This window comes from Pseudomonas sp. NPDC077649, from assembly GCF_044542855.1.
Lineage (GTDB): Bacteria > Pseudomonadota > Gammaproteobacteria > Pseudomonadales > Pseudomonadaceae > Aquipseudomonas.
In genome coordinates, this window is the sequence record NZ_JBITVF010000009.1 from 72643 (window position 1) to 97802 (window position 25160).

Annotated in this window: 22 protein-coding genes; 9 read left to right on the forward strand and 13 right to left on the reverse strand. The window is 67.7% G+C overall.

Going from position 1 to position 25160, the window contains the following annotated elements; all coding sequences use genetic code 11:
- The 4 genes from ACIGFL_RS22025 to ACIGFL_RS22040 all read right to left on the reverse strand — a co-directional run bounded on the left by ACIGFL_RS22025 (position 1) and on the right by ACIGFL_RS22040 (position 5761).
- Complete coding sequence (locus tag ACIGFL_RS22025; protein ID WP_397498570.1) at positions 1-3435, reverse strand: AAA family ATPase; 3435 nt, start codon at positions 3433-3435, stop codon at positions 1-3.
- A gap of 167 nt (positions 3436-3602) precedes the next feature.
- The gene (locus tag ACIGFL_RS22030) at positions 3603-3962 is read right to left on the reverse strand and encodes a hypothetical protein (RefSeq protein ID WP_397498571.1); all 360 of its coding nucleotides are present in this window, start codon (positions 3960-3962) and stop codon (positions 3603-3605) included.
- Between the two features lie 162 nt (positions 3963-4124).
- Positions 4125-5339: an exonuclease subunit SbcD gene (sbcD, locus tag ACIGFL_RS22035; RefSeq protein ID WP_397498611.1), complete on the reverse strand. Its 1215-nt coding sequence runs from the start codon at positions 5337-5339 to the stop codon at positions 4125-4127.
- A gap of 2 nt (positions 5340-5341) precedes the next feature.
- Entirely contained in the window at positions 5342-5761 is a 420-nt protein-coding gene (locus ACIGFL_RS22040) for an Lrp/AsnC family transcriptional regulator (RefSeq protein ID WP_021444208.1), read from the reverse strand.
- A gap of 125 nt (positions 5762-5886) precedes the next feature.
- Between ACIGFL_RS22040 and yjeH the strand changes: the two genes are divergently transcribed.
- Together yjeH and ACIGFL_RS22050 are read left to right on the forward strand one after the other, a co-directional pair.
- Complete coding sequence (gene yjeH, locus ACIGFL_RS22045) at positions 5887-7140, forward strand: L-methionine/branched-chain amino acid transporter (RefSeq protein WP_397498572.1); 1254 nt, start codon at positions 5887-5889, stop codon at positions 7138-7140.
- 204 nt (positions 7141-7344) lie between these two features.
- On the forward strand, positions 7345-8727 hold the full coding sequence (locus ACIGFL_RS22050; RefSeq protein ID WP_397498573.1) for a TAXI family TRAP transporter solute-binding subunit: 1383 nt from the start codon (positions 7345-7347) through the stop codon (positions 8725-8727).
- An 85-nt stretch (positions 8728-8812) separates the two neighbouring features.
- Here ACIGFL_RS22050 and ACIGFL_RS22055 read toward each other — a convergent pair whose 3' ends face one another.
- Positions 8813-10423 carry a M28 family metallopeptidase gene (locus ACIGFL_RS22055; protein WP_397498574.1) on the reverse strand — a complete coding sequence of 537 codons (1611 nt, stop codon included), beginning with the start codon at positions 10421-10423 and terminating at the stop codon, positions 8813-8815.
- Between the two features lie 349 nt (positions 10424-10772).
- Between ACIGFL_RS22055 and yejK the strand changes: the two genes are divergently transcribed.
- Genes yejK through ACIGFL_RS22075 form a run of 4 tightly spaced genes read left to right on the forward strand, consistent with a single transcriptional unit; the run spans position 10773 to position 13892 of the window.
- Complete coding sequence (yejK, locus tag ACIGFL_RS22060; RefSeq protein ID WP_021445742.1) at positions 10773-11780, forward strand: nucleoid-associated protein YejK; 1008 nt, start codon at positions 10773-10775, stop codon at positions 11778-11780.
- Positions 11781-11830: 50 nt separating this feature from the next.
- Positions 11831-12733, forward strand: a complete 903-nt coding sequence (locus ACIGFL_RS22065; RefSeq protein ID WP_397498575.1) for a DUF4344 domain-containing metallopeptidase — start codon at positions 11831-11833, stop codon at positions 12731-12733.
- Positions 12730-13575 carry a polyphosphate kinase 2 family protein gene (locus tag ACIGFL_RS22070; protein ID WP_397498576.1) on the forward strand — a complete coding sequence of 282 codons (846 nt, stop codon included), beginning with the start codon at positions 12730-12732 and terminating at the stop codon, positions 13573-13575. Before ACIGFL_RS22065 ends, ACIGFL_RS22070 begins: the two co-directional genes overlap by 4 nt.
- Positions 13572-13892, forward strand: a complete 321-nt coding sequence (locus tag ACIGFL_RS22075) for a glutaredoxin family protein (RefSeq protein WP_397498577.1) — start codon at positions 13572-13574, stop codon at positions 13890-13892. The genes ACIGFL_RS22070 and ACIGFL_RS22075 overlap by 4 nt, the downstream gene beginning before the upstream one ends.
- A 40-nt stretch (positions 13893-13932) precedes the next feature.
- Here ACIGFL_RS22075 and ACIGFL_RS22080 read toward each other — a convergent pair whose 3' ends face one another.
- The 8 genes from ACIGFL_RS22080 to ACIGFL_RS22115 form a co-directional block, all read right to left on the reverse strand.
- Positions 13933-14868 (reverse strand): glutathione S-transferase family protein, encoded by a 936-nt coding sequence (locus ACIGFL_RS22080; RefSeq protein WP_397498578.1) that lies wholly within the window; start codon positions 14866-14868, stop codon positions 13933-13935.
- 64 nt (positions 14869-14932) lie between these two features.
- Positions 14933-15214 carry a GIY-YIG nuclease family protein gene (locus ACIGFL_RS22085; RefSeq protein WP_031303765.1) on the reverse strand — a complete coding sequence of 94 codons (282 nt, stop codon included), beginning with the start codon at positions 15212-15214 and terminating at the stop codon, positions 14933-14935.
- Positions 15211-15930 (reverse strand): phosphatidylcholine synthase, encoded by a 720-nt coding sequence (pcsA, locus tag ACIGFL_RS22090; RefSeq protein WP_397498579.1) that lies wholly within the window; start codon positions 15928-15930, stop codon positions 15211-15213. Before pcsA ends, ACIGFL_RS22085 begins: the two co-directional genes overlap by 4 nt.
- A gap of 102 nt (positions 15931-16032) precedes the next feature.
- A complete protein-coding gene (locus tag ACIGFL_RS22095) occupies positions 16033-16518 on the reverse strand; it encodes a nuclear transport factor 2 family protein (RefSeq protein ID WP_397498580.1) in 486 nt (161 codons plus the stop codon).
- A 155-nt stretch (positions 16519-16673) separates the two neighbouring features.
- Positions 16674-17438, reverse strand: coding sequence for an amino acid ABC transporter ATP-binding protein (locus ACIGFL_RS22100; protein ID WP_021445750.1), 765 nt, complete (start codon positions 17436-17438; stop codon positions 16674-16676).
- A 9-nt stretch (positions 17439-17447) separates the two neighbouring features.
- Positions 17448-18545, reverse strand: a complete 1098-nt coding sequence (locus ACIGFL_RS22105; RefSeq protein ID WP_397498581.1) for an amino acid ABC transporter permease — start codon at positions 18543-18545, stop codon at positions 17448-17450.
- A gap of 9 nt (positions 18546-18554) precedes the next feature.
- The gene (locus ACIGFL_RS22110; protein ID WP_397498582.1) at positions 18555-19739 is read right to left on the reverse strand and encodes an amino acid ABC transporter permease; all 1185 of its coding nucleotides are present in this window, start codon (positions 19737-19739) and stop codon (positions 18555-18557) included.
- Between the two features lie 98 nt (positions 19740-19837).
- On the reverse strand, positions 19838-20866 hold the full coding sequence (locus ACIGFL_RS22115; protein WP_397498583.1) for an amino acid ABC transporter substrate-binding protein: 1029 nt from the start codon (positions 20864-20866) through the stop codon (positions 19838-19840).
- Between the two features lie 476 nt (positions 20867-21342).
- Here ACIGFL_RS22115 and ACIGFL_RS22120 point away from each other — a divergent pair, with 476 nt between their 5' ends.
- From ACIGFL_RS22120 to ACIGFL_RS22130, 3 genes are all read left to right on the forward strand, one after another.
- The gene (locus ACIGFL_RS22120) at positions 21343-22002 is read left to right on the forward strand and encodes an alpha/beta hydrolase (protein WP_397498584.1); all 660 of its coding nucleotides are present in this window, start codon (positions 21343-21345) and stop codon (positions 22000-22002) included.
- Positions 22003-22122: 120 nt separating this feature from the next.
- The gene (locus tag ACIGFL_RS22125) at positions 22123-24024 is read left to right on the forward strand and encodes an acyl-CoA synthetase (RefSeq protein WP_397498585.1); all 1902 of its coding nucleotides are present in this window, start codon (positions 22123-22125) and stop codon (positions 24022-24024) included.
- A 189-nt stretch (positions 24025-24213) separates the two neighbouring features.
- The gene (locus ACIGFL_RS22130; RefSeq protein WP_397498586.1) at positions 24214-25152 is read left to right on the forward strand and encodes a GGDEF domain-containing protein; all 939 of its coding nucleotides are present in this window, start codon (positions 24214-24216) and stop codon (positions 25150-25152) included.
- The last annotated feature ends 8 nt before the right edge of the window (positions 25153-25160 follow it).

The following is a 25160-nucleotide window of genomic DNA, read 5'->3' on the forward strand; positions in this document are numbered from 1 at the left end:
CTATGCTCCTTCCTTCACCGCAAAACGCGCGTCGAGCCGGCTGTAGCCGAGGCCGACGCCCTTGTATACGCGCAGCTGCACCGGGATGCGCTCCTTCATCGCCTCGACGTGGCTGATCACGCCGATGGTCTTGCCGCTGGCGTTGAGGTTGTCCAACGCGTCCAGCGCCACCTCCAGGGTCTCGCCGTCCAGGGTGCCGAAGCCCTCGTCGAGAAACAGCGAATCGATGCTGGTCTTGTGGCTGACCAGGTCCGACAGCGCCAGGGCCAGCGCCAGGCTGACCAGGAAACTCTCGCCGCCGGACAGCGTGCGGCAGTCGCGCGCCACGTCGGCCTGCCAGGTGTCGAGCACCTCCAGCTCCAGCTCGCCGCTGCCCTTGCGCGCCAGCTGGTAGCGGCCGTGCAGGCGCGCCAGCTGGCGGTTGGCCAGGTGGATCAGGTGATCCAGGGTCAGGCCCTGGGCGAACTTGCGGAACTTGGCGCCGTCGGCCGAACCGATCAGGCCGTTGAGCTGCTGCCACAGGGCGTGCTCGCTCTGCTGCGCTTCGATCTCGGCGAACAGCGCCTGCTGGCTGCTGCGCCGCGCATCGTCGGCCTGCAGTTGCGCGCGCAGTTCGCCCTGGCGCTGGCTCAGCGTGCGCACTTCGCTCTGCAGCGCCTGCAGCTGCGCGTCCAGCTCGGCCAGCGCCAGCTCCGTCTGCGGCGCAGCGCGCAACTGCTGCACCTGCGCTTCGGCGGCGGCCAGCAGGGTCGCGGCCTCGGTCAGGGCGCGCTGCAATCGCGCCTGCAAGGCGGCGAGACGTTCGCGTTCGTCCTCGGCCAGCAGCGCGGCGAGAAACGCCGGCAGGTCGGCGAAGGGGCTGGTCGCCAGCGCCTGCTGCCAACGCTGCTCGGCGTCGTTCAGGCGCGCCTGCAGTTGCTGCAGCAGCGCCTGCTGGCTCTGCTCCCGGCCACGCAGGGCATCGCCTTCGCGCTGGGCGCTGGCCAGGCTGGCGGCCGCATCGTGCAGGGCCTGCTCGGCTTGCGCCGCAGGCTCGGGCTCGGCCAATGCCGAAGCGCCGGCGGACTGCCAGCGCTGCCGCCACTGAGCGGCCTGCGCCTCGGCCTCGGCGAGCAGACGCTGCGCCTCGCGCTGCAGCTCCTGCACCTGCTGATCCTGCGCCTGGGCCTGCTGCCAGTCGCGCCAGGCGCCTTGCTGTTCGTCCAGCCAGGCGGCGCCATCGGCCGGCAACTGGTTGGCGAAGCCGTCCAGGCTGGCCAGCAGCGTCTGGCCCTGGTGCTGCAGCTCCCGTTCCAGCTGCTGCAGACGCCCCTGCTGCTCGGCCTGGCGCGCCTGCAGGTTGTCCAGATCGCGCGCCAGCAGCGCCTGGCGTTGCTGCGTATCGGCCAGGGCCCGCTCGGCGACCTCGCGGGCGCCGCGCGCCTGCGCCAGTTCGGCCTGCCGGCTATCGACCTGGGCCAGCCGGCTCTGCACTTGCGCCAGGCTCTGCTCATGGCTGCGCTGCAGCTCGGCCAGGGCCGCGCCATCGGCCAGCGACAACGCCTGCTCGGCCAGTTGCTGCTGCCACTGCGTATCCAGCTGGGCGGCCTGTTCGCGGGCCTGCTCCAGCTGCTGCTGCAGCTGGGCGATCTGCGTGGTTAGGCGGGTCAGCTCGTCGCGCAGGCTGGCGCCCTGGTTTTCCAGCTGCGCCAGATCGTTGCGGCCCTGCTCCAACGCCTGGCGCGTGGCGGAGACGTCGAGCGCCTGGTACTGGCTGACCGCCGGGTGCTCGTGCGAGCCGCACAGCGGGCAGGCCTCGCCGGGCTGCAAGCGGGCGCGGTAGGCCTCCAGATCCTGAATGCGCTGCTCCTGCTCCAGCAGCTTTTCCTTGTCGGCCAGCTGCTGCTTGAGCAGCTTGTAGCGCTCGCGCAGGCCGCCGATTTCGTCCTGCTTGCCGGCGTGCTGGTGCTGCAGCTGCGCCAGGCGCGGGCTCAGCTCGGCGAGCTGCCCGGCCAGGCGTTCGCGCGTCTGCGCCAGCTGCTCCAGACGGTCCAGCGCCCTGCCCTGCACCTGCAGCTGCTGCCAGCGCTCGCGCAGCCCGGCCTCGCCGCCGTCACCGAGCAAGGCCTGCAGCTCGCCCTGCTGCCGGGCTTCGCTGGCGCGCGCCTGCTCCAGGCGCGCGGCGGCTTGCTCATGCTGCGCCAAGCGCTCCTCGCCTTGACGCTGCAGGGCGACGAGTTGCTCGGCCTCCTGCGCCAGGCGGGTCTGCAGCGCCTGCTGCTCCCTGAGCAGCTGCCCGCGCTGGTCGAACTGCGCGCGCCAGCCGCCGAGCAACTCGCCCAGCCGCGCCTGCTGCGGGGCAGCGTTCAGGCGCGCCTGCAGGCTTCGCCGCCGATCGAGCAGCGCCTGCAATTCGCCCTGGCGCAGACTCAAGACTTGCTCGGCATAGCGGCTGGCCAGCCAGAGTTGCTGGCACTCGCGCTCGGCACAGCCGCGCTGCTGCCGCTGCAGCTCGTCCAGCCCCTCGTGCGCCTGCTGCCTGTCCTGCTGCGCCTGCTGCCAGCCCTGATACAGCGGCTGCAACCGCGCCGCCGGCTCGCTGGCGGCCAGGCGCTGCAGCTCGCCAGCCGCCTGCGCCTGAGCCTGCTGCGCCTGCTCCAGGCCCAGCTGCGCCTGCTGGCACTGCTGCTCGGCCTGTTGCAGGGCCTCGCGCCAACGGCGCTGGGCCTGCAGGCTTTGTTGCCGGGCCAGCAGCGGCGCTTCCTCCTGGCTCAGGCGCTGGTGCTCGGCCTGCAATTCGCCGCGCTGCGCCTCGTCGAGCAGTTCCATGCCCTGGGCACGGCTTTGCAGCAGGTTCAGCGCCTGCTCGGCGGCCTTGGTGCGCTCGTAGACCTGCTGCGAAATCCGCCCGTACACCTCGGTGCCGGTCAGCTCCTCGAGCAGCTCGGCGCGCTGGTTGGCGCCCGCCTCGAGAAAGGCGGCGAAACCGCCCTGGGCCAGCAGCATGGACTTGGTGAAGCGCTCGAAGTCCAGGCCGGTCAGCTCGGCGGTCAGGCTCTCCTTCTCACGAATCTTGTCGGTGAGGATCTCGCCGCCGGCGATACGCGCCAGCTCCACCTTGGGCGCCTGCAGCGCGCCGTCGACCTTGTCGCGCGCGCGGCGCTGGCTCCAGAAGGCGCGATAGCCCTGCCCCTTGACCTCGAACTCGACCTCGGCCAGGCAGTCGGCGGTGTGCCGGGTCATCAGCTCGTTGCCGCTGGCCGACAGCGTGCCCATGCGCGGCGTGCGGTGATACAGGGCCAGGCAGATGGCGTCGAGCAGCGTGGTCTTGCCCGCCCCGGTCGGCCCGGTGATGGCGAACAGGCCGCTGTCGGCGAAGGGCGCGGCGGAAAAATCGATCTTCCACTCGCCCTTGAGCGAGTTGAGGTTCTTCAGGCGCAGGCTGAGGATTTTCATGCGGGAATGGCTAGCCGGGAATCAGGCGGGCATTCTGGCATTGTTGGCAGGGTTGTGCAGGCGCGGTGGACTGGACAGATGGCGCTGTTGCCCAACGATAACCACAGAGTCAAATACCGCGACACGTTTCACCCTGTGGCTATCGCAACGGTGCGCCAAGATTATCCTTATTGGGCCGACCATATATGGTGATCGCCAAGGCTGGCATGCAGTGCGGCCCTGACATCGCCGGCGGATGCGCTAGCAGCAGCTATGCAGACGGCAACGGTGTTCTTCGAGCCCTTCTTTCGTTGCACCTCGATCTTGTAGGGATAGGTCCTGTTACCAATCGGCACCGCATCGACGTGCAATTTGTCGCTCTCGTACTGCGAGTTCCTCGTCCGACTTCTAAAGATCTTGGAAGTGTCGTCAATCGAGTCGATAAGCCCCTGCGCCTCTTGAAACAAGCGCGGCTCGATACTGATGTCCTCGAGACCACGCCCACCGGTAGGCGCCCCCTCATCGTTGATGTTTGGATTTAAAGCCATGCTTCGCTCCTTGAATAACCTGGTCATGGTGAGTTGGCGGCGAGCAGCATCCCTGAGCCAAACTGCATGGACTAAATTCTGCGGATCGCTGGCGAGCCCCCGAGCCTTGCAGGGTAGTCGTACTTGGACCGTCATGCCCGACGACGCTTGGAGCGGCCGGCTTCAATCCCCCGTCAACTCGTCCAGCACCCGGCGATAAAGCCCCTGCAAGCGCTGCGTCTCTTCCTCGCCCAGTTGCTCCTGCTGCAGGCGTCTGTCGAACACCTCGGCGGCGGACAGTTCGTCCAGCGTCTCGCGCGCCTCGCTGGCCAGGCTGGCGGCGGCATTGCCGCGTTCGCGGCGGATGCGCAGCACTTCCACCGGCAGCCCTTCGCACAGTGCGGCGATGCGGCTCTGCAGGTCGCTCAGGTAGTCGTCGCCGCGCACCTGCACCTCCAGCCATACCGGCCGTTCGGCGCTGCCCTGGGCGGCCTGTTCGGCGATGGCATCCGCTAGTTCCGCGAGCGAGCCGCGCAGGCTGGCCAGGGGCTGGAAGCAGGGTACGGGCAGCGGCGTGACCGCCTGCAAAGCGCCGGCGCCGAACTCGACCAGCAGCACTTCCTTCTGCTGCCTGGCCTCGTCGAAGGACAGCGCAATCGGCGAGCCGCAGTAGCGGATCTGCTCCAGGCCGGCGACCTTCTGCGGCCGGTGGATATGGCCCAGGGCGATATAGTCGGCCGGCGGGAAGGCGCTGGTGGGAAAGGCCTCCAGGCTGCCGACGTAGATCTCGCGCACCGATTCGCTGGCGCTGGCGCCGACCGTGGTGAGGTGGCCGCTGGCGATGATCGGCAGGGCCAGGCCCAGTTCGGCGCGGCGGGCCTCGGCCAGGGCGAACAGCGTCTGGTAGTGCTCGGCGATGGCCTGCTGCAGCGACTGCTGCTTGTCCTGCGCGCTCTGCCCGGCCTGGCTGGCCAGCACCTCGCGCGGACGGATAAAGGGAATGGCACAGAGGATGGCGCCCGGCGCGCCGGCGCGGTCGTGCAGCACCAGCAGCTGTTCGGCGGGGTCGAGGCCGACGCCGGGGACCACCCGCGCGCCGAGCTGGGCCAGCAGGGTTCTGCTTTCGCCGAGCATGGCCGGCGAGTCATGGTTGCCGCCGAGCACGATCAGCGCGCAGCCGGCGTCGCGCAGCTCGACCACCAGGCGGTTGTACTGCTCGCGCGCATAGCTGGGCGGCGCGCCGGTGTCGAACACGTCGCCGGCGATCAGCAGCACGTCCACCGCGTGCGCCCGCACCTGTTCCAGCAGCCAGGCGCAGAATGCCTGATGCTCGGCCTGGCGGGTCTTGCCCATGAAGTGCTGGCCCAGGTGCCAGTCGGAGCTGTGCAGCAGGCGCAGGCTCACAGCGGCCACTCCTGCACCACCATATGGGTCTTGACCCGCTGCATCTGCGGGAAGGCCTCGAGGGCGTCGCGAATCTCGCTCAGGCGCGTCATGCTGGCCGCCTCGACGTAAACCAGCATGTCGGTCTCGCCGCTGATGCCGCAGCAGCGGCGGATTTCCGGGTACAGGCGCATGCGCTCGACGTAGTCCTGGCAGCGGCCGTCCTTGTAGAACAGCTCGAAGAAGGCCTTGACCGCGTCCGCCCCCGGCTCGGCGACCTGGGCGTGGTAGCCGCGGATCACCCCGCCGCCTTCCAGCTGGCGGATGCGCTCGCTGACCGCCGAACGCGAGAGGTTCACCTCGCGGGCGATCTGGCTGACGGGGGTGCGCGCATCGCGGCGCAGCAGGGCGAGGATCTGGCGGTCGAACTTGTCCACGGGGACTCTCAGACAACAAGCGGGTTGAGGGACAGAACCGCCGTTTCGACGGCGAAAGCCGACGCCCTGCACGGGAGCGCCGGCTTACCATGGCGGGATTCTGCGCAAGGACACGAGCATACCCCATGAGTCGACTGAACAAGGAACTGGGCCTGCTGCAGGGCATCGCCCTGCTCAGCACCTCGCTGCTCGGCACCGGCATCTTCGTGGTGCCGGCGCTGGCCGCCACCGCCGCCGGGCAGGCCTCGCTGTGGGCCTGGCTGGTGCTGATCGCCCTGGTGCTGCCGGTGGCCTTCACCTTCGCCCAGCTGGGCAAGCGCTTCCCCCATGCCGGCGGCGCGCCGCACCTGATCGGCCGCGCCTTCGGCCAGCGCCTGGAAGGGGTCAGCGCGCTGCTGTTTCTCGCCGTGCTGCCGGTCGGACTGCCCGCCGCGCTGCATATCGCCAGCGGTTTCTGGCTGGCCCTGTTCGACCTCTCCAGCGCCGGGCTGCTGGCGATCCAGCTGGCCACCCTCGGCGCCATCCTGCTGCTCGGCCAGCGTCCGGCCAAAACCTCGGGCGTGCTGCAGGGGCTGATCGCGGTGGCGATAGTCGCCAGCGTGGCGCTGATCTGGTGGGTCGGCGACTTGCCGCGCGCCAGCCAGCCGCTGCTGCCGCCGCTGAGCGGCCAGTGGCAGCTGCTGCCGGCGGCGCTGGGGGTGATGTTCTGGTGCTTCGTCGGCATCGAGGCCTTCACCCACCTGGGCGAGGAGTTCAAGCGCCCCGAGCGCGACTTCCCCCTGGCCCTGCTGCTCGGCGTGCTGCTCGCCGGCCTGGTGTACTGGGCCTGTTCGGTGGCGGTGCTGAGCTTCGCCACCCATGGCGACGTGCACAGCGACACCACCGCCCTGCCGCGACTGTTCGAGCTGCTGCTGGGCGAACGTGCCCGCGTGCTGGTGGCGCTGGTCGGCTACCTGGCCTGCTTCGCCTCGATGAACGTGTATATCCAGGGCTTCGCCCGGCTGATCTGGAGCCTGGCCGACGAGGGCAAGCTGCCGGCGCCGCTGGCCCGGCGCAACGGCCGGGGCGTGCCGGCTCGCGCCTTGCTGCTGGTGGTCGCCAGTTGCGCCCTGTGCGCGCTGCTGGCCGCCGTGCTCGAGCTGTCGGTGGACGACCTGATCCGCTACGCCAACGGCAACTTCGTGCTGATCTACCTGTTCAGCATGGCCGCCGGCGCGGTGCTGCTGCGCGGGGTGTGGCGCTGGCTGGCCGGGCTGGCCACGCTGCTGTGCGCCGCGGTACTGGCGATGCTCGGTGGCGATGCGCTGTACGCCCTGGTCCTGCTCGGCCTGTTGCTGCTGCTCGATCAATTGCGTGCGACGCGCAGGTCCCTGGCGTAGGGGGCGCCATGCGCACAGGGGGTCGATAGGCGATGTTTGCGTTGCGTACACCGCGACACCCTATGGCGTGACCACAGGGCGCTTGGGGTTCTATCCTTGCAGCGAACCCGCCTGCCCTTATCCGGCGCTGCGCGCCAGCTTCTCCTGCGGGAGAAGGACACCAGGAAGGCGTCGCTTCGCGACTTTCACCCCCAAGGATGCCCCATGCGCCGCGTGCTGAACGACCTGAAGATCATGATCCTGGCCAACCTGTGGATAGTGCCGGTGGTGGCCGCACTGGTCTGGGCGCTGTTCCAGTTCGTCGCCCCGCCGCCGCCGATGAGCGCCAGCATGGCCACCGGCACCCAGGGCGGCGCCTACCAGCAGTTCGCCGAACGGCTCAAGGAGGAACTGGCCAAGGAAGGCTTCGAGCTGCACCTGGTGCCCACCTCCGGCTCGCGCGACAACCTGCAGCAGTTGCTGGCCGACGCTCCCCAGGTGCAGATCGCCCTGGTGCAGAGCGGCCTGGAACGCCAGCTCGCGCCGGCCGAGCAGCAACGGCTGGAGAGCCTGGGGGCGATCTACCAGGAACCGCTGTGGCTGTTCTATCGGCTCTATCGGCGCGAGGCCAGCCTCGACCGCATCGCCGACCTGCTGCCGCTGCGCCTCGGCCTCGGCGGCGAAGGCAGCGGCACCCGGGCCGCCAGCGACGCCATTCTCGGCGCCAACGCCATCGCCCCAGAGCAATACCCCGCCACCTGGCAGAGCCTCGGCGGCGGCAAGGCGGCCCGCGCGCTGCTGGCCGGCGAGCTGGACGCGGCGTTCTTCGTCGGCCCGGCGGAGAACGCCCTGGTGCAACAGCTGGCGGCCAGCCCCGATATCGCCCTGGCACACTTTCGCCGCGCCGCCGCCTACGAGGCGCGCCTGCCCTTCTTCAACCGCGTCACGGTCGGCGAGGGCCTGCTCGACCTGGCCAGCAACGCGCCGGATCGCGACATCGTCACCCTCGCCCCGGTGGCCACCCTGGTGGTCAACGAAGAGTTCAACCCCGGTCTGGTGCCGCTGTTTCTCGCCGCCAGCCGCGAGGTGATGAAGAACGGCACCCTGCTCGACGCCGCCGGCGCCTTCCCCAGCGCCGAACCGCGCACCTTCGAGCTGCACCAGGATGCCGAGCACTACTACGCCAAGGGCCTGCCGATCCTGCAGCGCTACCTGCCGTTTCGCATCGCCTCGCTGGCCGACCGCTACATCATCCTGCTGATCCCGCTGATCGTGGTGATGATCCCGCTGGTCAAGGCGGTGGGGCCGATCTACCAGTGGCGCATCCGCGCGCGCATCTACCGCTGGTACAAGCACCTGCGCGAGATCGACCGCAAGCTGCACGCCGGCTCCTTGCCGGCCGAGCTGGACAGCGAGATCGAACGCCTGGAACAGCTGGAGGACGAACTGGCGGCGGTCGAAGTGCCGCTGTCCTACTCCAACGAGCTGTACGAGCTGCATATGCACCTGCGCTACGTGATCGAGCGCTTGCGAGCGCTGCAGCAACGCCGGCGAGACGCCCCGCAACATGCCCCCTCGTCCCTGGCGCCGTCTGCGGATCGAGACTAGCGCAGGGCAACGAAAAAGCCCGCGAATCGACCGCGGGCTTTTTCTTGTACGCCGTAGGGTGCGCCGTGCGCACCGGCGAACGACGCTACTTGACCCAGTGCTTACCCCAATGGGTGATGTCGTAGGCTTGCGCGCTGCGCATCAGCCCGCGCTCGGCCCGGCTGGCCTCGATCTCGTCGTCCACCACCTTGGTCGACAGCGCCAGCCAGCTGGCGACGAAGGCCATGGCATCGCCGTTGACCTCCAGGGCGCGCCGGTCGAGGTTGTTCAGGTCGTCGCAGGCGTCGTGGTAGCAGGGATCGAAGGCGATGCCGGCGGTACCACCGTAGCGACTGGCCTGCTCTTCGGACTTGACCACCTCGGCCCCGGTGAACAGCCCGCCGAAGGCGATGCCGTCGAGGAAGAACTGCGCGTAGTCGGAGCGGAAGCTGATCTCGTCGCCTTCGAACGGCAGACCGCGCAGGCGGTAGTACTCGCCGAACAGCCGCTCGATCGCGGCCGAGCCGGGCGGCCCCTGCAGGCCGAAGTCGGAGCCGTCGCCGTCGTAGATGAAGTAGGCGAAGTTCGGCGAGGCGATCATGTCGAAGTTCAGGTAGGCCTTGATCTTCGCCTTCTCCTCGTCGGCCAGCTGGTTGACGTAGTAGGTCGACCCCACCAGCCCCGATTCCTCGGCGCCCCACCAGGCGAAACGCAGCTTGTTCTGCGGCTTGGCCTTGGCCATCTGCACGGCCAGCTCCAGCAGCGCGGCGCTGCCCGAACCGTTGTCGTTGATCCCGGCACCCTCGAACACCGAGTCCAGGTGCGCGCCGGCCATCACCACGTTGTCCGGATTGCCGCGTTTGCTCTCGGCGATCAGGTTGTGGGTCTCGGTGCGCTCGCGTACCACGTCGGCGACCATGCGCAGCCGCAGCTCGGCGGTCTGCGCCAGGCTCACGCCCAGGTCATAGGTGGTGAACAGCACCGGAATGCCGCCGGCATAGCCGTCGCCCAGGGTGGCGTTGAGCAGCCCCTTGCGATCCTCGCTGTCGCCCTGGTTGAAGATGACCACCCCAACCGCGCCGGCGTCGGCGGCGTGCTCGGCCTTGATCTGGAAGTTGCAGGCCCCGCGCTGCAGCAGGGCGATGGCGCCGGCGGGGAACGCGGCGAAGTCCTCGGCCTCGCAGCCGCTGGTGGACAGGTTGCCCTCGCCCAGGGCGATATCCACCGCCACCACCGGCGCGGCGACGTCGCCGGCCTCGGTCTGCGACAGGTAGGTGAAGTCCACCTCCCATTCGTACTGCGCCGGCGTCGGCGCCAGACTCTGCAGCACGCCAGGGCCTTGCGGGTAGAAGGCGCTGAACGGGAAGGCCTGGCGGCTGACGGCATAGCCGGCGCTCTCCAGGGTGGCCTGCACGTAATCGAGCGAGCCCTGATAACCGGGCAGCCCCGCCGCACGGTTGCCGCCGTTGGCCTGGGCGATATCGTTGAGCATCTGCATGTGGATCAGGCTGTTGGCCGCCTGCATGCAGCGCGGCAGCAGCAGCGGCGTGGCGCTCAGCACCCCGGAGCGGCACTCGGCCGGGCCGAGCCGCGTCGGGCTCCAGAACTGATCGAACAACTCGGTGAGATCCGGCGCCTTGGCCGCCACGGCCTGCCCGGAAAGTGCCGCCAGCAAGGCGGCGCCCAGTACACGGCGATTATTGATCTTGTTGCGCATGTGTTCCTCCAATCCATATTTGGAGATCGAGAAAGGCGGCGACGCTTGTGGCGCCGCCGCGGTGCGTCCCTTTACTGCGTCGTGTGGACGTCACAGACGCTAGACCGGGAAGCGCCATCGCGCGAATCGGAAAGCGCATTTTTTCCAGAAAATAGAGCTCTATCACTGCAGATAGCGGCAAATAGCCAGCAATCTCCCTTCGCATCCTGTGCCCAGCGGCATCCCGGGCATGGAGTCGGCAGCGATGTCGGGTAGACTCTGCGCATGCCGCAACGCTGCCGATGCGCGAGCCCTTCTTGCTCCCCTGCGGCGTTACTCCCATCGCGAACCCGCCAAAGACCGAACCGCCATGCCGATCCGCCACTGCATCGTCCACCTGATCGACAAGAAACCCGATGGCAGCCCTGCCGTGCTGCACGCCCGCGACAGCGAGCTGAGCGCCTCGCCGGCCATGGAGAACCTGCTGGCCGACCTCAACGAGAGCTACAACGCCAAGCAGGGCAAGGCCTGGGGCCTGTTCCACGAGGAGTCCGGCGCCTACCCCTTCAGCGGCTGGCTGAAGAGCTATCTGGATGGCGAACAGGATTTCACCGCCTTCAGTCGTCAGGCCGTGGAACAGCTGCAGAAGCTGATGGAGGAATCCAACCTGTCCACCGGCGGCCACGTGCTGCTGGCGCACTACCAGCAGGGCATGACCGACTACCTGGCCATCGCCCTGCTGCACCACAGCGAAGGCGTGGCGGTGACCGAGGCGCTGGACGTGACCCCGGCCAAGCACCTGGACCTGGGCCAGTTGCACCTGGCCGCGCGCATCAACATCAGCGAGTGGCAGAACAACAAGCAGTCCAAGCAGTACATCTCCTTTATCAAGGGCAAGAACGGCAAGAAGGTCTCCGACTACTTCCGCGACTTCATCGGCTGCCAGGAAGGCGTCGACGGCCCGGGCGAGACCCGTACCCTGCTCAAGGCCTTCAGCGACTTCGTGGAAAGCGAGGATCTGCCGGAGGAGCAGGCGCGCGAGAAGACCAAGACCCTGGTCGGCTACGCCACCAGCCAGGCCAAGATGGGCGAGCCGATCACCCTCGACGAACTCTCCGGACTGATCGACGAAGAGCGTCCACGCGCCTTCTACGAGCATATCCGCAACAAGGATTACGGCATGGCCCCGGAATTTCCGGCGGACAAGCGCACCTTGAGCCAGTTCCAGCGCTTCACCGGCCGCGCCGAGGGCCTGTCGATCAGCTTCGAGGCGCACCTGCTGGGCTCGAAGGTCGAGTACGACGAGGGCCGCGACATGCTGATCATCCGCCAGTTGCCAACCCAGCTGAAGGATCAGCTCAAGCGCCGCCAGGACTGACGCGCGCCCCGACTGGGCTAGACTGCAAGAACACGCCGCGAGGTGCGCCCATGCCCTCGTCCCCTGCCTTGCGCCGCCACTGCGCCGCCGCCCTGCTGGGCCTCGTCCTGCTGGCGGCCGACGCCTCCGAGGAGCCGCCGATCGAGGCGCTGCTCAGCGACGAGGAGCGCTTCATCAGTGCCAACGCCGAGTTCACCCTGCTCCACGAGATGGGCCACCTGCTGATCGCCGAGCTGGATCTGCCGGTACTCGGGCGCGAGGAGGACGCCGCCGACCAGCTGGGCTTCCTCAGCCTGTTTCTCAGCGCCGACCGGCAGCGCGACGCCGGCTTCTATGCCCGCCTGCTGGACATCGCCGACTACTGGCGCCTGGAATGGCAACGCCCCAAGCCCGACTACGAGGAGGTGCACGCCTGGGCCAGTCACGGCCTGGACGCGCAGCGCTTCTACAACCTGGCCTGCCTGATCTATGGCAGCGACCCGGATCGCCTGGAATGGGTGCCCAAGGTCACCGGCCTGCCGATGGAGCGGGCGCTCTATTGCGACCAGGAATACCAGCAGGTCAGCCGGGCCCTGGCCTGGGTCAAGCGCCAGCACGGGCGCAGGCCGGGCGAGCCGCACGGCCATCGCATCCGGGTGATCTTCGATGCGCCCGCACAGCGCATCGCCAACGGCGCGCGCCTGCTCGCGCTGCTGCAGGACAGCGGCGAGGTGGAGGCCATCGCCGCCCGCGCCAGCGCCGTTTACCGCCTGCCGCGCGACCTGATCCTGCGCGTGGTCAATTGCGGCGCCGCGGATGCCTGGTACAGTCGAGACGCCGGCGAGCTGGTGCTGTGCTACGAACGCCTGGCACATTTCCAGCTGCTCGCCGCCCAGTTGCCGCGCCTGCGCCTGAACGGCGCAGCCATGCTGTGCCCGGCCTGCCGCCACCCCGCTGAAGGAAACCGCCCATGAGCCAGCGCCTGCCCAACGCCCTGCTCGACGCCTGCCTGTGCGACGTGCGGGCGCCGCTGGCGGGCGATCCGGCGCACACCTTCGGCCTCGACAAGGCCGAGGCCAAGGCCCGCCTGGAACGGCTCAAGCCCTGGCTGCAGGAGCAGCAGACGCGCCTCTGGGCCAACCGCCGCCAGGCCCTGCTGCTGGTGCTGCAAGGCCCGGACTGCAGCGGCAAGGACGGCGTGATCCGCCGCGTGCTCAGCGCCTGCAATCCGCAGGGCCTGGCCGTGCACAGCTTCCAGGCGCCGAACGCGGCCGAGCGCGGCCAGCACTTCCTGCAACGCTACCGCCAGCGCCTGCCAGCCCCCGGCCTGCTCGGCGTATTCAACCGCAGTCATTACGAGGCGCTGATCTGCGACCCGCTGGACGGCCTGTGCGGCGACGACGAGCTGCCGGCGCGCCTGGCCGCGGCGCTGGAATTCGAGCAGGGCCTGGCGGCGCAGGGCATCGTGGTGCTCAAGTGCTACCTGCAGATCGACCAGGCCGAGCAGTACCGCCGCCTGGTCGAGCGCCTGGAGCAGCCGGCGAAACGCTGGAAGCTCAAACTCAGCGACCTGCAGTCGCACCAGCAGTTCGGCGAACGCCAGCGGCGCTGGAGCACGCTGCTCGCCGCCAGCCACAGCGGCGCCGCGCCCTGGTACCTGATCCCGGCGCACAAGCGCTGGCTGCGCGACCTGCTGGTGGCCAGCCTGCTGGCCCGCGAGCTGGAAAGATTGCAGCTGCAGTGGCCGGATCGCCCGGCGCCCTTTACCCTGGAACAACTGCAAGCCGCCACCACGCACAAGGACGCGCACCAATGAAGAAAATCCTGCTGATCCTCGCCGCCCTGGCCCTGTGGCAGAACTGGGACAGGCTCGAACGCTGGCTCAAGCCACCGCAGGCCGGCAACGCCAGCGGCGAGGTCGTGCTCTATGCCACCAGCTGGTGCGGCTATTGCGCCAAGACCCGCGAACTGTTCGCCGCGGACGGCATCGCCTACCGCGAGGTGGATATCGAGAAGGACAGCGCCGGCCGCGCGCGCCACCAGGCCCTGGGCGGCCGCGGCGTGCCGCTGATCGATATGCGCGGACGGATCATCCACGGCTACGACCAGCGCGCCATCCGTGCCGCCTACTGAGCGGCCGGCTGAATCGCCCCGCGCTGCCGAAAACAGGCGCTCAGCGCGCCTCGATGCGAAAGCCCAGGCGCGGGAAGTGCACGTGCAGCACGCCGGCCCGCGCGTCCTCGCGGCGCAGGATCAGCTCCTCGCGCCCGGCGAACAGCAGCTCGCCCGCCACCGGATCGACGCCGTAATCCACCGCGGCGATGCTCACCTGCTGGCCGCGGACAAAGCCGTTGGGCTCGACGAAGTCCTCCTCCGGCAGCGCCGCCGGGGTCGCCTCGCGCGCCACGGCGATGGCCTGTTCGGCGCTCATCTCGCTCAGCGAACCGTGGCCGAAACCCAGCACCCGGCCGAGCCAGGCGGCGACGTCCGGGTAGTCGTCGACCAGCGGCGCGGTCACCGGAGTGGCGCGCAGGAACCACAGGCAGTGGGCCACGGCGAAGTCGGCCAGCGACGGCTCGCCGAACAGGAAGTCGCCCGGCTCGCGCTGCAACTGCTGCTGCAGGCGCCCCATCAGCACCGGCCACTGGTGCTTGGCCTGCTCCAGCGGCAGGCGGCTGGCACTGCCGCCGGAGAACAGCGCGCTGCGGTCGGCGACGAAGGCCTTGACGAACTCCGGCGGCAGCTTGGCGAAACGCAGGGCGATGGATTCGGGCTGGAACACCAGTGCCACGGCGTGCTGGAACAGCACCGAGTCGGCCCATTGCGCCAGCAGGCTGACGTTGAACTCCTGGCCTTCGGGCAGCAGCGCCGGGGTGGCCTTCTCCGCCTCCAGGCGGCGGGCGATCAGTGCAGTGTCGCAGTAGATATCGGCCCCCACCTGCAGCACCGGGGTCTTGCGGTAGCCGCCGGTCAGCGCGGTCAGATCCGGCTTGGGCATCAGCGGCGGAATCGTCACCGAACGCCAGGACAGTTGCTTGAAGCCCAGCATCAGGCGGGCCTTCTCGGCAAAGAGCGAGGTCGGGTAATGGTGCAGGATCAACTCGTGCATGGCGCACTCCGCGTCGGGGTCGAAAGGCCCAGCTTAACCGCCCGGTCCGACCGCGCCCACCGCCTCAGGCGAATGAGGGGGCATCACCGGCGGCAATCAGCGCTTCCTTGGCGCGCTTGGGCAGGCGCTTGATCGCCCGCTCGCGGCGCAGCGCCTCGCCCTTGCCGGCGCAGGCCTCGACGTAGGCCAGCGCCTGCGCCGGGCTGGTATGGAAGAAGCGCGCGCCCTTGCCCGCCTGGTGCTGGGCGAAACGTCGTTGCGGGTCGTCGCTGATGCCGCAGTACAGCGCGCCGTTGGCGGCGCGTACCAGGTAGACGAACCAGGCTTTGTCGAGCGCTGCGTTCATCCGCGCCGAGGCCACCATTCCCGCGCGCTGCGCCACAGGCAGACGCCGACGAAATAGGCGCTCGCCAGCAGCCAGATGGCCAGCAGCCAGGGCTGGTTGAGCGGGTACTGCAGGATCAGCAGCGCGCTGGCCAGCATCCACAGGCTGGTGACGGCGATGTTCAGCGGCATGAACTGGCGCACCCGAAACGGATGCAGGAACTTCATCTTGGTCAGCGTCAGGCCGGCCAGCAGGACGATGGTGCCGAGCGCCAGCCAGGGGTGGAAGTCGAGGAGGTAGAAGTACAGCACCACCACGTTCCACGCCGCCGGGAAGCCGACGAAGTAGTTGTCCTGGCTCTTCATGTTGAGGTTGCAGAAGCAGAACAGCGAGGACACCAGGATCAGGCCCACGGCGAACAGCGCGGTGAAATCGGGCAGCGGGATAAAGCGGTAGAGGAAGATCGCCGGGATGAACACGTAGGTGAGGTAGTCGATCACCAGGTCCAGGGTCGAGCCGTCGAAGTGCGGCAGCACGCCCTTGACGTCGTAGCGCCGCGCCAGCGAGCCGTCCAGGCCATCGACCAGCAGCGCCAGGCCGAGCCACAGCAGGCACTGCTTGGGCTGGCTGTCGAGCACGGCGAGCAGGGCCAGCAAGGCGAGTATCACCCCGCTGGCGGTGACGGCATGGACGCCCCAGGCCTTGGCCTGTTTCACGGCTACGAGCAATTCGGTCACGGCAGGATCTCGGCTGAGGGTGGCTGGGTGCGGCAACAGGCGCCTGCATCCCTAATTGAAGGCTATGACCGGCAAGCCTACCACTGCGTTCAGCCGCGCGCCTCAGCCGGCCGCCTCCTGGCGCCCCTGGCGAAACTGCGCCAGGCCCTTGGCCGCCTGCCGGCGGATGGCCCCCTGCACCGGCGGCGCCCAGCCCAGCAGCAGGCCCTTGGCGCCGAGCGCCTGGCCGGCCCAGCGCCACAGGTCGAACTGGTCACGGTGCTCGACTATCAGTCCGCCCTCGAAGCGAAACTGCGCCTGGATGCGGTTGACCACCTGGCGCCCGGTGGCGCTGAAGCGGTAGCTGGCGACCCAGTGGGCGCTGCCCTGGCGGTCGTCGGCCTGCACCGCATCGAAGGTCAGCGAAAAGCCTTCGGCGCGGCTGCACAGCATGCCCCACATATCGCCGGCCGCGGCGCCACGCAGGTCGGTGAACACCGGGTCGGAGAAATGAATGTCCGCGGCGTAGCAGGCCGCCATGGCCTCGGCATCCAGGCGCTGGAAGGCCGTATAGAAACGCTGGATCAGTTCGGCATTGGGGTGGTTCATAAGCGCTCCAGGGCTACAGGCCTGTAGGGTGTCGCGGGGCCGTCTAGGCCATGCGCACCAGCGAACGGAGGGTTTGGGTCTGCGGTGCGCGCGGCGCCTCTGGGCCCCATGAAAAAGGGAGCCCGAAGACTCCCCCTGTTCACAGCGCAACCGCCTCAGTGCAGGATCTGACTGAGGAACAGCTTGGTGCGCTCGTTCTGCGGATTGGTGAAGAAGGTGTTGGGCTCGGCCTCTTCGACGATCTCACCCTTGTCCATGAAGATCACCCGGTTCGCCACGGTGCGGGCGAAGCCCATTTCGTGGGTCACGCAGAGCATGGTCATGCCGTCCTCGGCCAGGCCGATCATGGTGTCGAGCACTTCCTTGACCATCTCCGGGTCGAGCGCCGAGGTCGGCTCGTCGAACAGCATGATCTTCGGCTTCATGCACAGCGCGCGGGCGATCGCCACGCGCTGCTGCTGGCCGCCGGAGAGCTGACCCGGGTACTTGTGCGCCTGTTCGGGGATACGCACGCGCTCGAGAAAGTGCATGGCGACTTCCTCGGCCTGGCGCTTGGGCATCTTGCGTACCCACATCGGCGCCAGGGTGCAGTTCTGCAGCACGGTCAGGTGCGGGAACAGGTTGAAGTGCTGGAACACCATGCCCACTTCGCGGCGGATCGCCTCGATGTGCTTGAGGTCGCTGGTCAGCTCGGTACCGTCGACCACGATGCGCCCCTGCTGGTGTTCCTCCAGGCGGTTGAGGCAGCGGATGGTGGTGGACTTGCCCGAACCGGACGGGCCGCAGAGGACGATGCGCTCGCCCTGCTGCACGCTGAGGTTGATGTCCTTGAGCACGTGGAACTGGCCGTACCACTTGTGCACCGCCTGCATGAGGATCATCGGCTCGGCGCTGGACGACTTCTTGATGGCTTCACTCATAACTCACTCCTAACGCTTGTGGCCGGTATCCAGCTTTCTCTCCAGATGCAGGGAGTAGCGGGACATGCCGAAACAGAAAATCCAGAAGATCAGCGCGGCGAACACGTAGCCCTCGGTGGCCATGCCCAGCCAGGCCGGGTCGGTGGTCGCCTGCTTGATGCTGTTGAGCAGGTCGAACAGGCCGATGATGATCACCAGGCTGGTGTCCTTGAACAGCGCGATAAAGGTGTTGACGATGCCGGGGATCACCAGCTTCAGCGCCTGCGGCAGGATCACCAGGCCCATCATCCGCCAGTAGCCCAGGCCCATGGCCGCGGCCGCCTCGTACTGCCCTTTGGGAATGGCCTGCAGACCACCGCGCACCACTTCGGCGATGTAGGCAGACTGGAACAGGATCACCCCGATCAGCGCACGCATCAGCTTGTCGAAATGCATGCCTTCGGGCAGGAACAAGGGCAGCATCACCGAGGACATGAACAGCACGGTGATCAGCGGCACACCGCGCCAGAACTCGATGAAGGTGACGCAGATGACCTTGATCGCCGGCAGGTTGGAACGTCGCCCCAGTGCCAGCAGGATACCCAGCGGCAAGGCACCGGTGATGCCGACGGAGGCGATCACCAGGGTCAGCATCAGGCCGCCCCACTGGCTGGTGGATACCACGCTCAGGCCGAATACGCCGCCGTGCAACAGGCACCAGGCGATCACCGGATAGATAACCAGGAAGCCCAGGCCGTAGAACGCCTTGCGCGGCATCTGCGGCACGAACAGCGGCGCCGCGCCGACGATTGCCAGCCACAGCGTGGCGTCCACGCGCCAGCGCAGCTCGCTGGGGTAGAAGCCGTACATGAACTGACCGAAACGCTGTTGGATGAACACCCAGCACGCGCCTTCCTTGGTGCAGTCGGCACGGGTGCTGCCCACCCAGTTGGCATCGATGATCGCCCACTGCAGCAGCGGTGGTACCACCAGCCAGATCAGATAAAGCGCAAAGAGGGTCAACAGGCTGTTGAACCAGTTGGAAAACAGGTTGGCCTTGAGCCAGCCCACCGCACCAACGCTCAGGCGTGGCGGCGGCAGGTCCGGTTTGAATGTATGAGTCTGCATGGCTGCTCCTTACCGCTCGATCAGCGCAATGCGCTTGTTGTACCAGTTCATCAGCAGGGAAATGCTGATGCTGATGGCCAGATACACACTCATGGTGATGGCGATCACCTCGATGGCCTGGCCGGTCTGGTTGAGCACGGTGCCGGCGAACAGCGAAACCATGTCCGGGTAGCCGATACCGGCGGCCAGGGACGAGTTCTTCGCCAGGTTGAGGTACTGACTGGTCAGTGGCGGAATGATCACGCGCAGTGCCTGCGGGATGATCACCAAACGCAGGGTGATGCCCGGACGCAACCCAAGCGAGCGCGCCGCTTCGGTCTGACCATGGCTGACCGCCATGATCCCGGAGCGAACGTTCTCGGCGATGAAAGCCGCGGTGTAGATGGTCAGCGCCAGGGTCAGCGCCATCAGCTCGGGGATCATCACCCAGCCGCCACGGAAGTTGAAACCGGTCAACTCCGGCACGCTCCACACCAGCGGGTTACCGCCGATCAGCACGGTGAGGCCGGGGATCACCACGATCATCGCCAGCGACGCCCAGAAGGCGTGAAACACCTTGCCGGTGGCCTCGCGGCGCGCCTTGGCCCAGCGCCCCATCACCACGATGGCGACGATGGTCGCCAGCAGCACGCCGACGAACAGGCCGAAGCTCTCCGACGGGCTCGGCGCCGGCAGGTACAGGCCGCGGCTGTTGAGGAAGAAGGTCTCGCCGATCTCCAGGCTCTGCCGGGGCCCCGGCAGGGTGAGGAACACCGCGAAGTACCAGAAGAGAATCTGCAGCAGCGGCGGGATGTTGCGGAAGATCTCGATATAGACGGTGGCCAGCTTGCTGATCAGCCAGTTCGGCGACAGCCGCGCCACCCCGAGGATGAAGCCGAGGATGGTGGCCAGGACGATGCCGATCACCGACACCAGCAAGGTGTTGAGCAGGCCGATGACGAACACCCGTCCGTAGGTATCGCTCTCGCTGTAGTCGATCAGGTGTTGGGCAATGCCGAATCCGGCACTGTTACCCAGGAAACTGAAGCCGGAAATGATCCCGCGCTTCTCGAGGTTGGCCTGGGTGTTCTGGAACAGGAACCAGCCGAGCGCCACGACGGCGACCACGGCGATGATCTGGAATAGCCACGCGCGCACCTGGGGGTCGGTCCAGACCGATCCTCGCGGGCGCGGGACATTAGCAGTAGTTTGCATAACAGCCCTCTTGGAAGCCCCATGCCCGCGGGCGCGGGCATGGGGTTCACGTCATCAGGAACAACCGGCGCGCCTAGCTGGCGCGCCGATACAGACGATCAACGCACCGGCGGTGCGTACTGCAGACCACCTTTGTTCCACAGGGCATTGAGGCCACGCTCGATCTTCAGCTCGCTGCCGGCACCGACGTTGCGGTCGAAGCTCTCGCCGTAGTTACCCACTTGCTTGACGATCTGCACCGCCCAGTCCTTCGGCAGCTTCAGATCCTTGCCGAACTCGCCTTCGGCGCCGAGCAGACGGGCGACGTCGGGGTTCTTGGTGGACTTGGCCTGCTCTTCGACGTTGGCCGAAGTCACGCCCAGTTCCTCGGCGTTGAGCATGGCGAACAGGCTCCAGCGCACGATGTCGAACCACTCCTCGTCACCCTGGCGCACCACCGGGCCCAGCGGTTCCTTGGAGATGACTTCCGGCAGCACCACGTAGTCGTCCGGGTTGGCCAGCTTGATGCGCTGCGCGTAAAGCTGCGACTGGTCGGAGGTCAGCACGTCGCAACGGCCGGCTTCGACCGACTTGGCGCTCTCGTCGGAGGTATCGTAGGTGATGGGGGTGTACTTCATGCCGTTGGCACGGAAGTAGTCGGAGAGGTTCAGCTCGGTGGTGGTACCGGCCTGGATGCACACGGTGGCGCCGTCCAGCTCCTTGGCGCTGGAAACGCCCAGCTTCTTGTTAACCAGGAAGCCCTGACCGTCGTAGTAGTTGGTGCCGGTGAAGTTCAGGCCCAGGGCCGCGTCGCGCGAGCTGGTCCAGGTGGTGTTGCGCGAGAGGATGTCGACTTCGCCGGACTGCAGCGCGGTGAAGCGCTCCTTGGCGGTCAGCGGACTGTACTTGACCTTGGTCGCATCGCCGAACACCGCAGCCGCTACGGCGCGGCAGACGTCGACGTCCAGACCCAGGTAATTGCCTTTCTCGTCGGCGTAGGAGAAGCCCGGCAGACCATCGCTGATCCCGCACTGCACGAAGCCCTTCTTCTGTACCGCATCCAGGGTAGCGCCCGCCTGCGCGAAGCCGCTGACACCAAGTACGGCTGCGGTGGTCAGCACAGCCAGGGTGGATTTCACCATCTTCATTAAAACCTCCAGTTGCTCTTGTTGTGTTGGAGTCTCGGTCCTGCTTCCCCACCCTTATGAGGCACGCGATCCGCTGGCAGCAACGGTATCGACGGGAAGATCGGACCTCAGGCGTGAGTCTAGTCGGCATTACCCTCTGCTGGCCAACTGCCCTCGCCCTGCCCATTGGTCGAACGGGCCAGAGACGGATCGTCATCCGCCGGCGCGAAGGTTCGCGCCGACGAACTGGTAAGGAACCCCACACAGCAGATTCCTGCCTGTTGAGCGTGCGGCGATGGCACAGTGTTACCGTTACCACACGCGTCGTCAGTCCGGGTCAGCTATAGCAAGCCCCGTACCAGCGCCTTGCAAAAAGCAGCATACGGACTGGTCAAGAGCAAAAGTTGCACCCGTGCGACAACTTATTCACAGATTAGCCAAGCCTCGAAAAGGGCGCCGACCCAATTTGAAGCACACGCACCACACCGGAGCTACCAATGACCGCACCCATGATCCTGCAGCCCCCACAACCTGCCGATGCCAGCGTGATCTGGCTGCACGGCCTGGGCGCCGATCGCTACGACTTCCTCCCGGTCGCCGAAACCCTGCAGGAACAGTTGCCCAGCACCCGCTTCGTCCTGCCGCAGGCGCCGACCCGCCCCGTCACCATCAACGGCGGCTGGAGCATGCCGAGCTGGTACGACATCCTCGCCATGAGCCCGGCGCGCGCCATCGACCAGGCGCAGCTGGAGCAGTCGGCGCAGCAGGTGATCGAGTTGATCGAGGCCGAGCGCGCCAGCGGCATCGAACCGGCGCGCATCATCCTCGCCGGTTTCTCCCAGGGCGGCGCGGTGGTGCTGCATACCGCCTTTCTGCGTTACCCGCACACCCTGGGCGGGGTATTGGCACTCTCGACCTACGCGCCGACCTTCAGCGACGACATGCCGCTGACGGATACAAAAAGACAACTGCCGGTGCTGTGTTTGCATGGCAGATTCGACGACGTGGTGACGCCCGACATGGGCCGCGCCGCGTTCGACCGTCTGCACGCCTGCGGGGTGCCGGTGCAATGGCGCGACTACCCGATGGCGCACGAGGTGCTGCCGGAGGAGATTCGCGATATCGCCGCCTGGCTGAGCCAACGGCTCGCCGACTGACCGGTAAGGGTGCGCCGCGCGCACCAGCGGTTCTCGGCGTCGCCGCGGCTCGCTGGCACGGCCCCGGCGTCACCCTGAACCGGCTGCAGATACCCGCCGCCCCGACTGAGAGATGCACCAATGACGACAGCGCCGCTGATCCGCACCCTGCAGGATATCGAGCAGATCGAGAAAACCCCGCTCAGTGCTCGCGACCTGCCCGCCAGCACCTACGAGCTGATCCGCCGCACGGCCGTCGCCCAGCCGGACGCCCCGGCGCTGTCGTTCATCCTCCAGGGCGACGGCGAGGAACAGCCGCTGCGCCTGAGCTACGCCGAGCTGCTCGGTAAAATCACCCAGACCGCCAACGCCTTCCACCGCCTCGGCCTGCGCCCGGGCAAGGCGGTGTCCTTCCTGCTGCCCAACCTGCCGCAGACCCACTTCACCATCTGGGGCGGCGAGGCGGCCGGGATCGTCAATGCGATCAACCCGCTGCTCGAGCCCGAGCATATCGCCGAGCTGATCCACGCCTCGGACTCCGAGCTGCTGGTGACCCTGGCGCCCTTCCCCGGCACCGACCTGTGGGCCAAGGTCGAGGCCCTGCGCGGCCAGTTGCCGGCGCTCAAGGCGGTGCTCTGCGTGGATCTCGCCAACCTGCTGCCGGAGCCTCAGCGCAGTGCGCTCAAGGCCCAGCGCGGGGCGCTGCCGGACGGCGTGCTGGACTTCGACGAGACCATTGCCGCCTGCCCGAGCGACCACCTGGAGAGCGGCCGGATCATCCAGGCCGAGGACATCGCCAGCTACTTCCACACCGGCGGCACCACCGGCACGCCCAAGCTGGCGCCGCACAGCCACGGCAACGAGGTGGCCATGGCCTACAGCATGAACCTGGTGACCCGCTTCGCCCCCGGCGACGTGACCCTCTGCGGCCTGCCGCTGTTTCACGTCAACGGCGTGATCGTCACCGGCCTGACCGCCTTCGCCGGCGGCGCCGAGGTGCTGCTGGCCACCCCGCAGGGCTATCGCAACCCCAAGCTGATCGGCAATTTCTGGAAGATCATCGAGCGCCACAAGGTCAGCTTCTTCAGCGGCGTGCCGACCATCTACGCCGGCCTGCTGCAGGTGCCCAGCGCGGGGCATGACCTGAGCTCGCTGAAATACGCCCTGTGCGGCGCCGCGCCGATGCCGGTGGCGCTGATCCGCCAGTTCGAGGCCAAGACCGGACTGTGCCTGATCGAAGGCTACGGCCTTACCGAAGGCACCTGCGGCAGCTGCGCCAATCCGCCGGCCGGCGAACGCCGCCCCGGCTCCATCGGCCTGCGCATGCCCTACTGCGAGGTGCGCATCAAGCTGCTCGACGAGCAGGGACAGTACCTGCGCGAGGCCGCGCCCAACGAGATCGGCAACCTGTGCATCCGCGGCGCCACGGTGTTCAAGGGTTACCTGCAGGCGAGCAAGAACGCCGGCATCTGGGTCGACGGCGACTGGTTCAATACCGGTGACCTCGGCCGCATGGACGAAGACGGCTACATCTGGCTGACCGGGCGCAGCAAGGACCTGATCATCCGCGGCGGCCACAATATCGACCCGCAGCTGATCGAGGAGGCGCTGCACAAGCACCCGGCCGTGGCCCTGGCCGCCGCCGTCGGCAAGCCGGACGAGAAGGCCGGCGAACTGCCGGTGGTCTACGTCCAGCTCAAGCCCGGCGCCCAGGCCGGCGAGGCCGAGCTGCTCGAACATGCCGCCGCGCATATTCCCGAGCGCGCCGCGGTGCCCAGGGACGTCTGGATAGTCGAGGCCATCCCGCTGACCGCGGTGGGCAAGACCTTCAAGCCGGCGCTGCGCTTCGATGCCATCGCCCGCGTCTACCAGGCGGCGCTGGCCGAGCTGGAGCCGGCGATCCGTGTCGAGGTGCTCGGCGACGACCAGGCCGGCCAGCTCGCCCATATCCACCTGCCGCGCCGCGACCCGGCGCTGGCCGCGGCCGTGCGCGAACGCCTGGCCGGCTTCGCCGTCGGCCACCGCCTCCACCTACCCGACTGAAGTCGCCGCGCAGGGACGCGCGCCAGTCGACAGCCTGGCACCAACGTACAACCGCTGGTCGGCCGAACTTTGGCCGAGCATTGCCAGGGGCCCGACCCGGGAATAATGTCGAGACGCTGTTGCACCACGACAAGGAGCGTTTGCGATGCCATCTGGCCTCGACGCCCCGCCAGGCCCGGCAACATCGCGATGAAACCGGCGCACTGGCAGGCAGACCTGCAGCAAATCCAACGACTGCGACTGTTCCACAAGGTCGCCGCCAGCAGCCTCGACCAGTTGCTGCGGGAATTTCGCGCCTGCGAACTGGAGGCCGGCGAAGTCCTGCTCTCCCCGTTCAACCGCAACCAGCACCTCTACCTGCTGATCGAGGGCCAGCTGCGCGTCTACCTCGGCTCGCTGGACAACCAGCCGGTCGGCACCCTGGAAGTCGGCGACTGCGCCGGCGAGATCAGCTTCATCGACAACGAGCATCCCAGCGCCTACGTGGTCGCCGAGCGGCCCTCCACCGTGCTGCGCCTGCACCGCGAGTCGCTGATCGCGCTGTTCCAGCAATCGCCGCAACTGATGCAGAACCTCCTGGAGCTGCTTTGCGAACGGGTGCGCCGGGGCAACCGGCTGATCCTCGACAGCGAGCAGAACGCCAATATCGACACCCTCACCGGCAGCTTCAACCGGCGCTGGCTGGAGCACGTGTTCGAGCGCGAAAGCACCCGCTGCGCCTTCAACGACGAGCCGCTGTCGCTGCTGATGCTGGATGTCGACCACTTCAAGGCCTACAACGACCAGCACGGCCACCTGGCCGGCGACTACGCCCTGTGCCTGGTCGCCCATACCCTGCGCAACCAGCTGCGGCCGAAGGACAGCCTGGTGCGCTTCGGCGGCGAGGAGTTCGTCATCCTCCTGCCGGAGATCGCCGACCAGGGCGCGCGCGGCATCGGCGAGCGCCTGCGCCAGAGCCTGGAACGCATCGGCTCCTTCTATTCGCCGGTCGGCGTGCTGCCGGGGGTGACCATCTCCATCGGCCTGGCGCAGATGCGCCACCAGGACAGCCTGCAGAGCCTGATCGCCCGCGCCGACGCCGCGCTATACCAGGCCAAGCAGCAGGGACGCAACTGCCTCTGCGGTTAAGCCCTGCT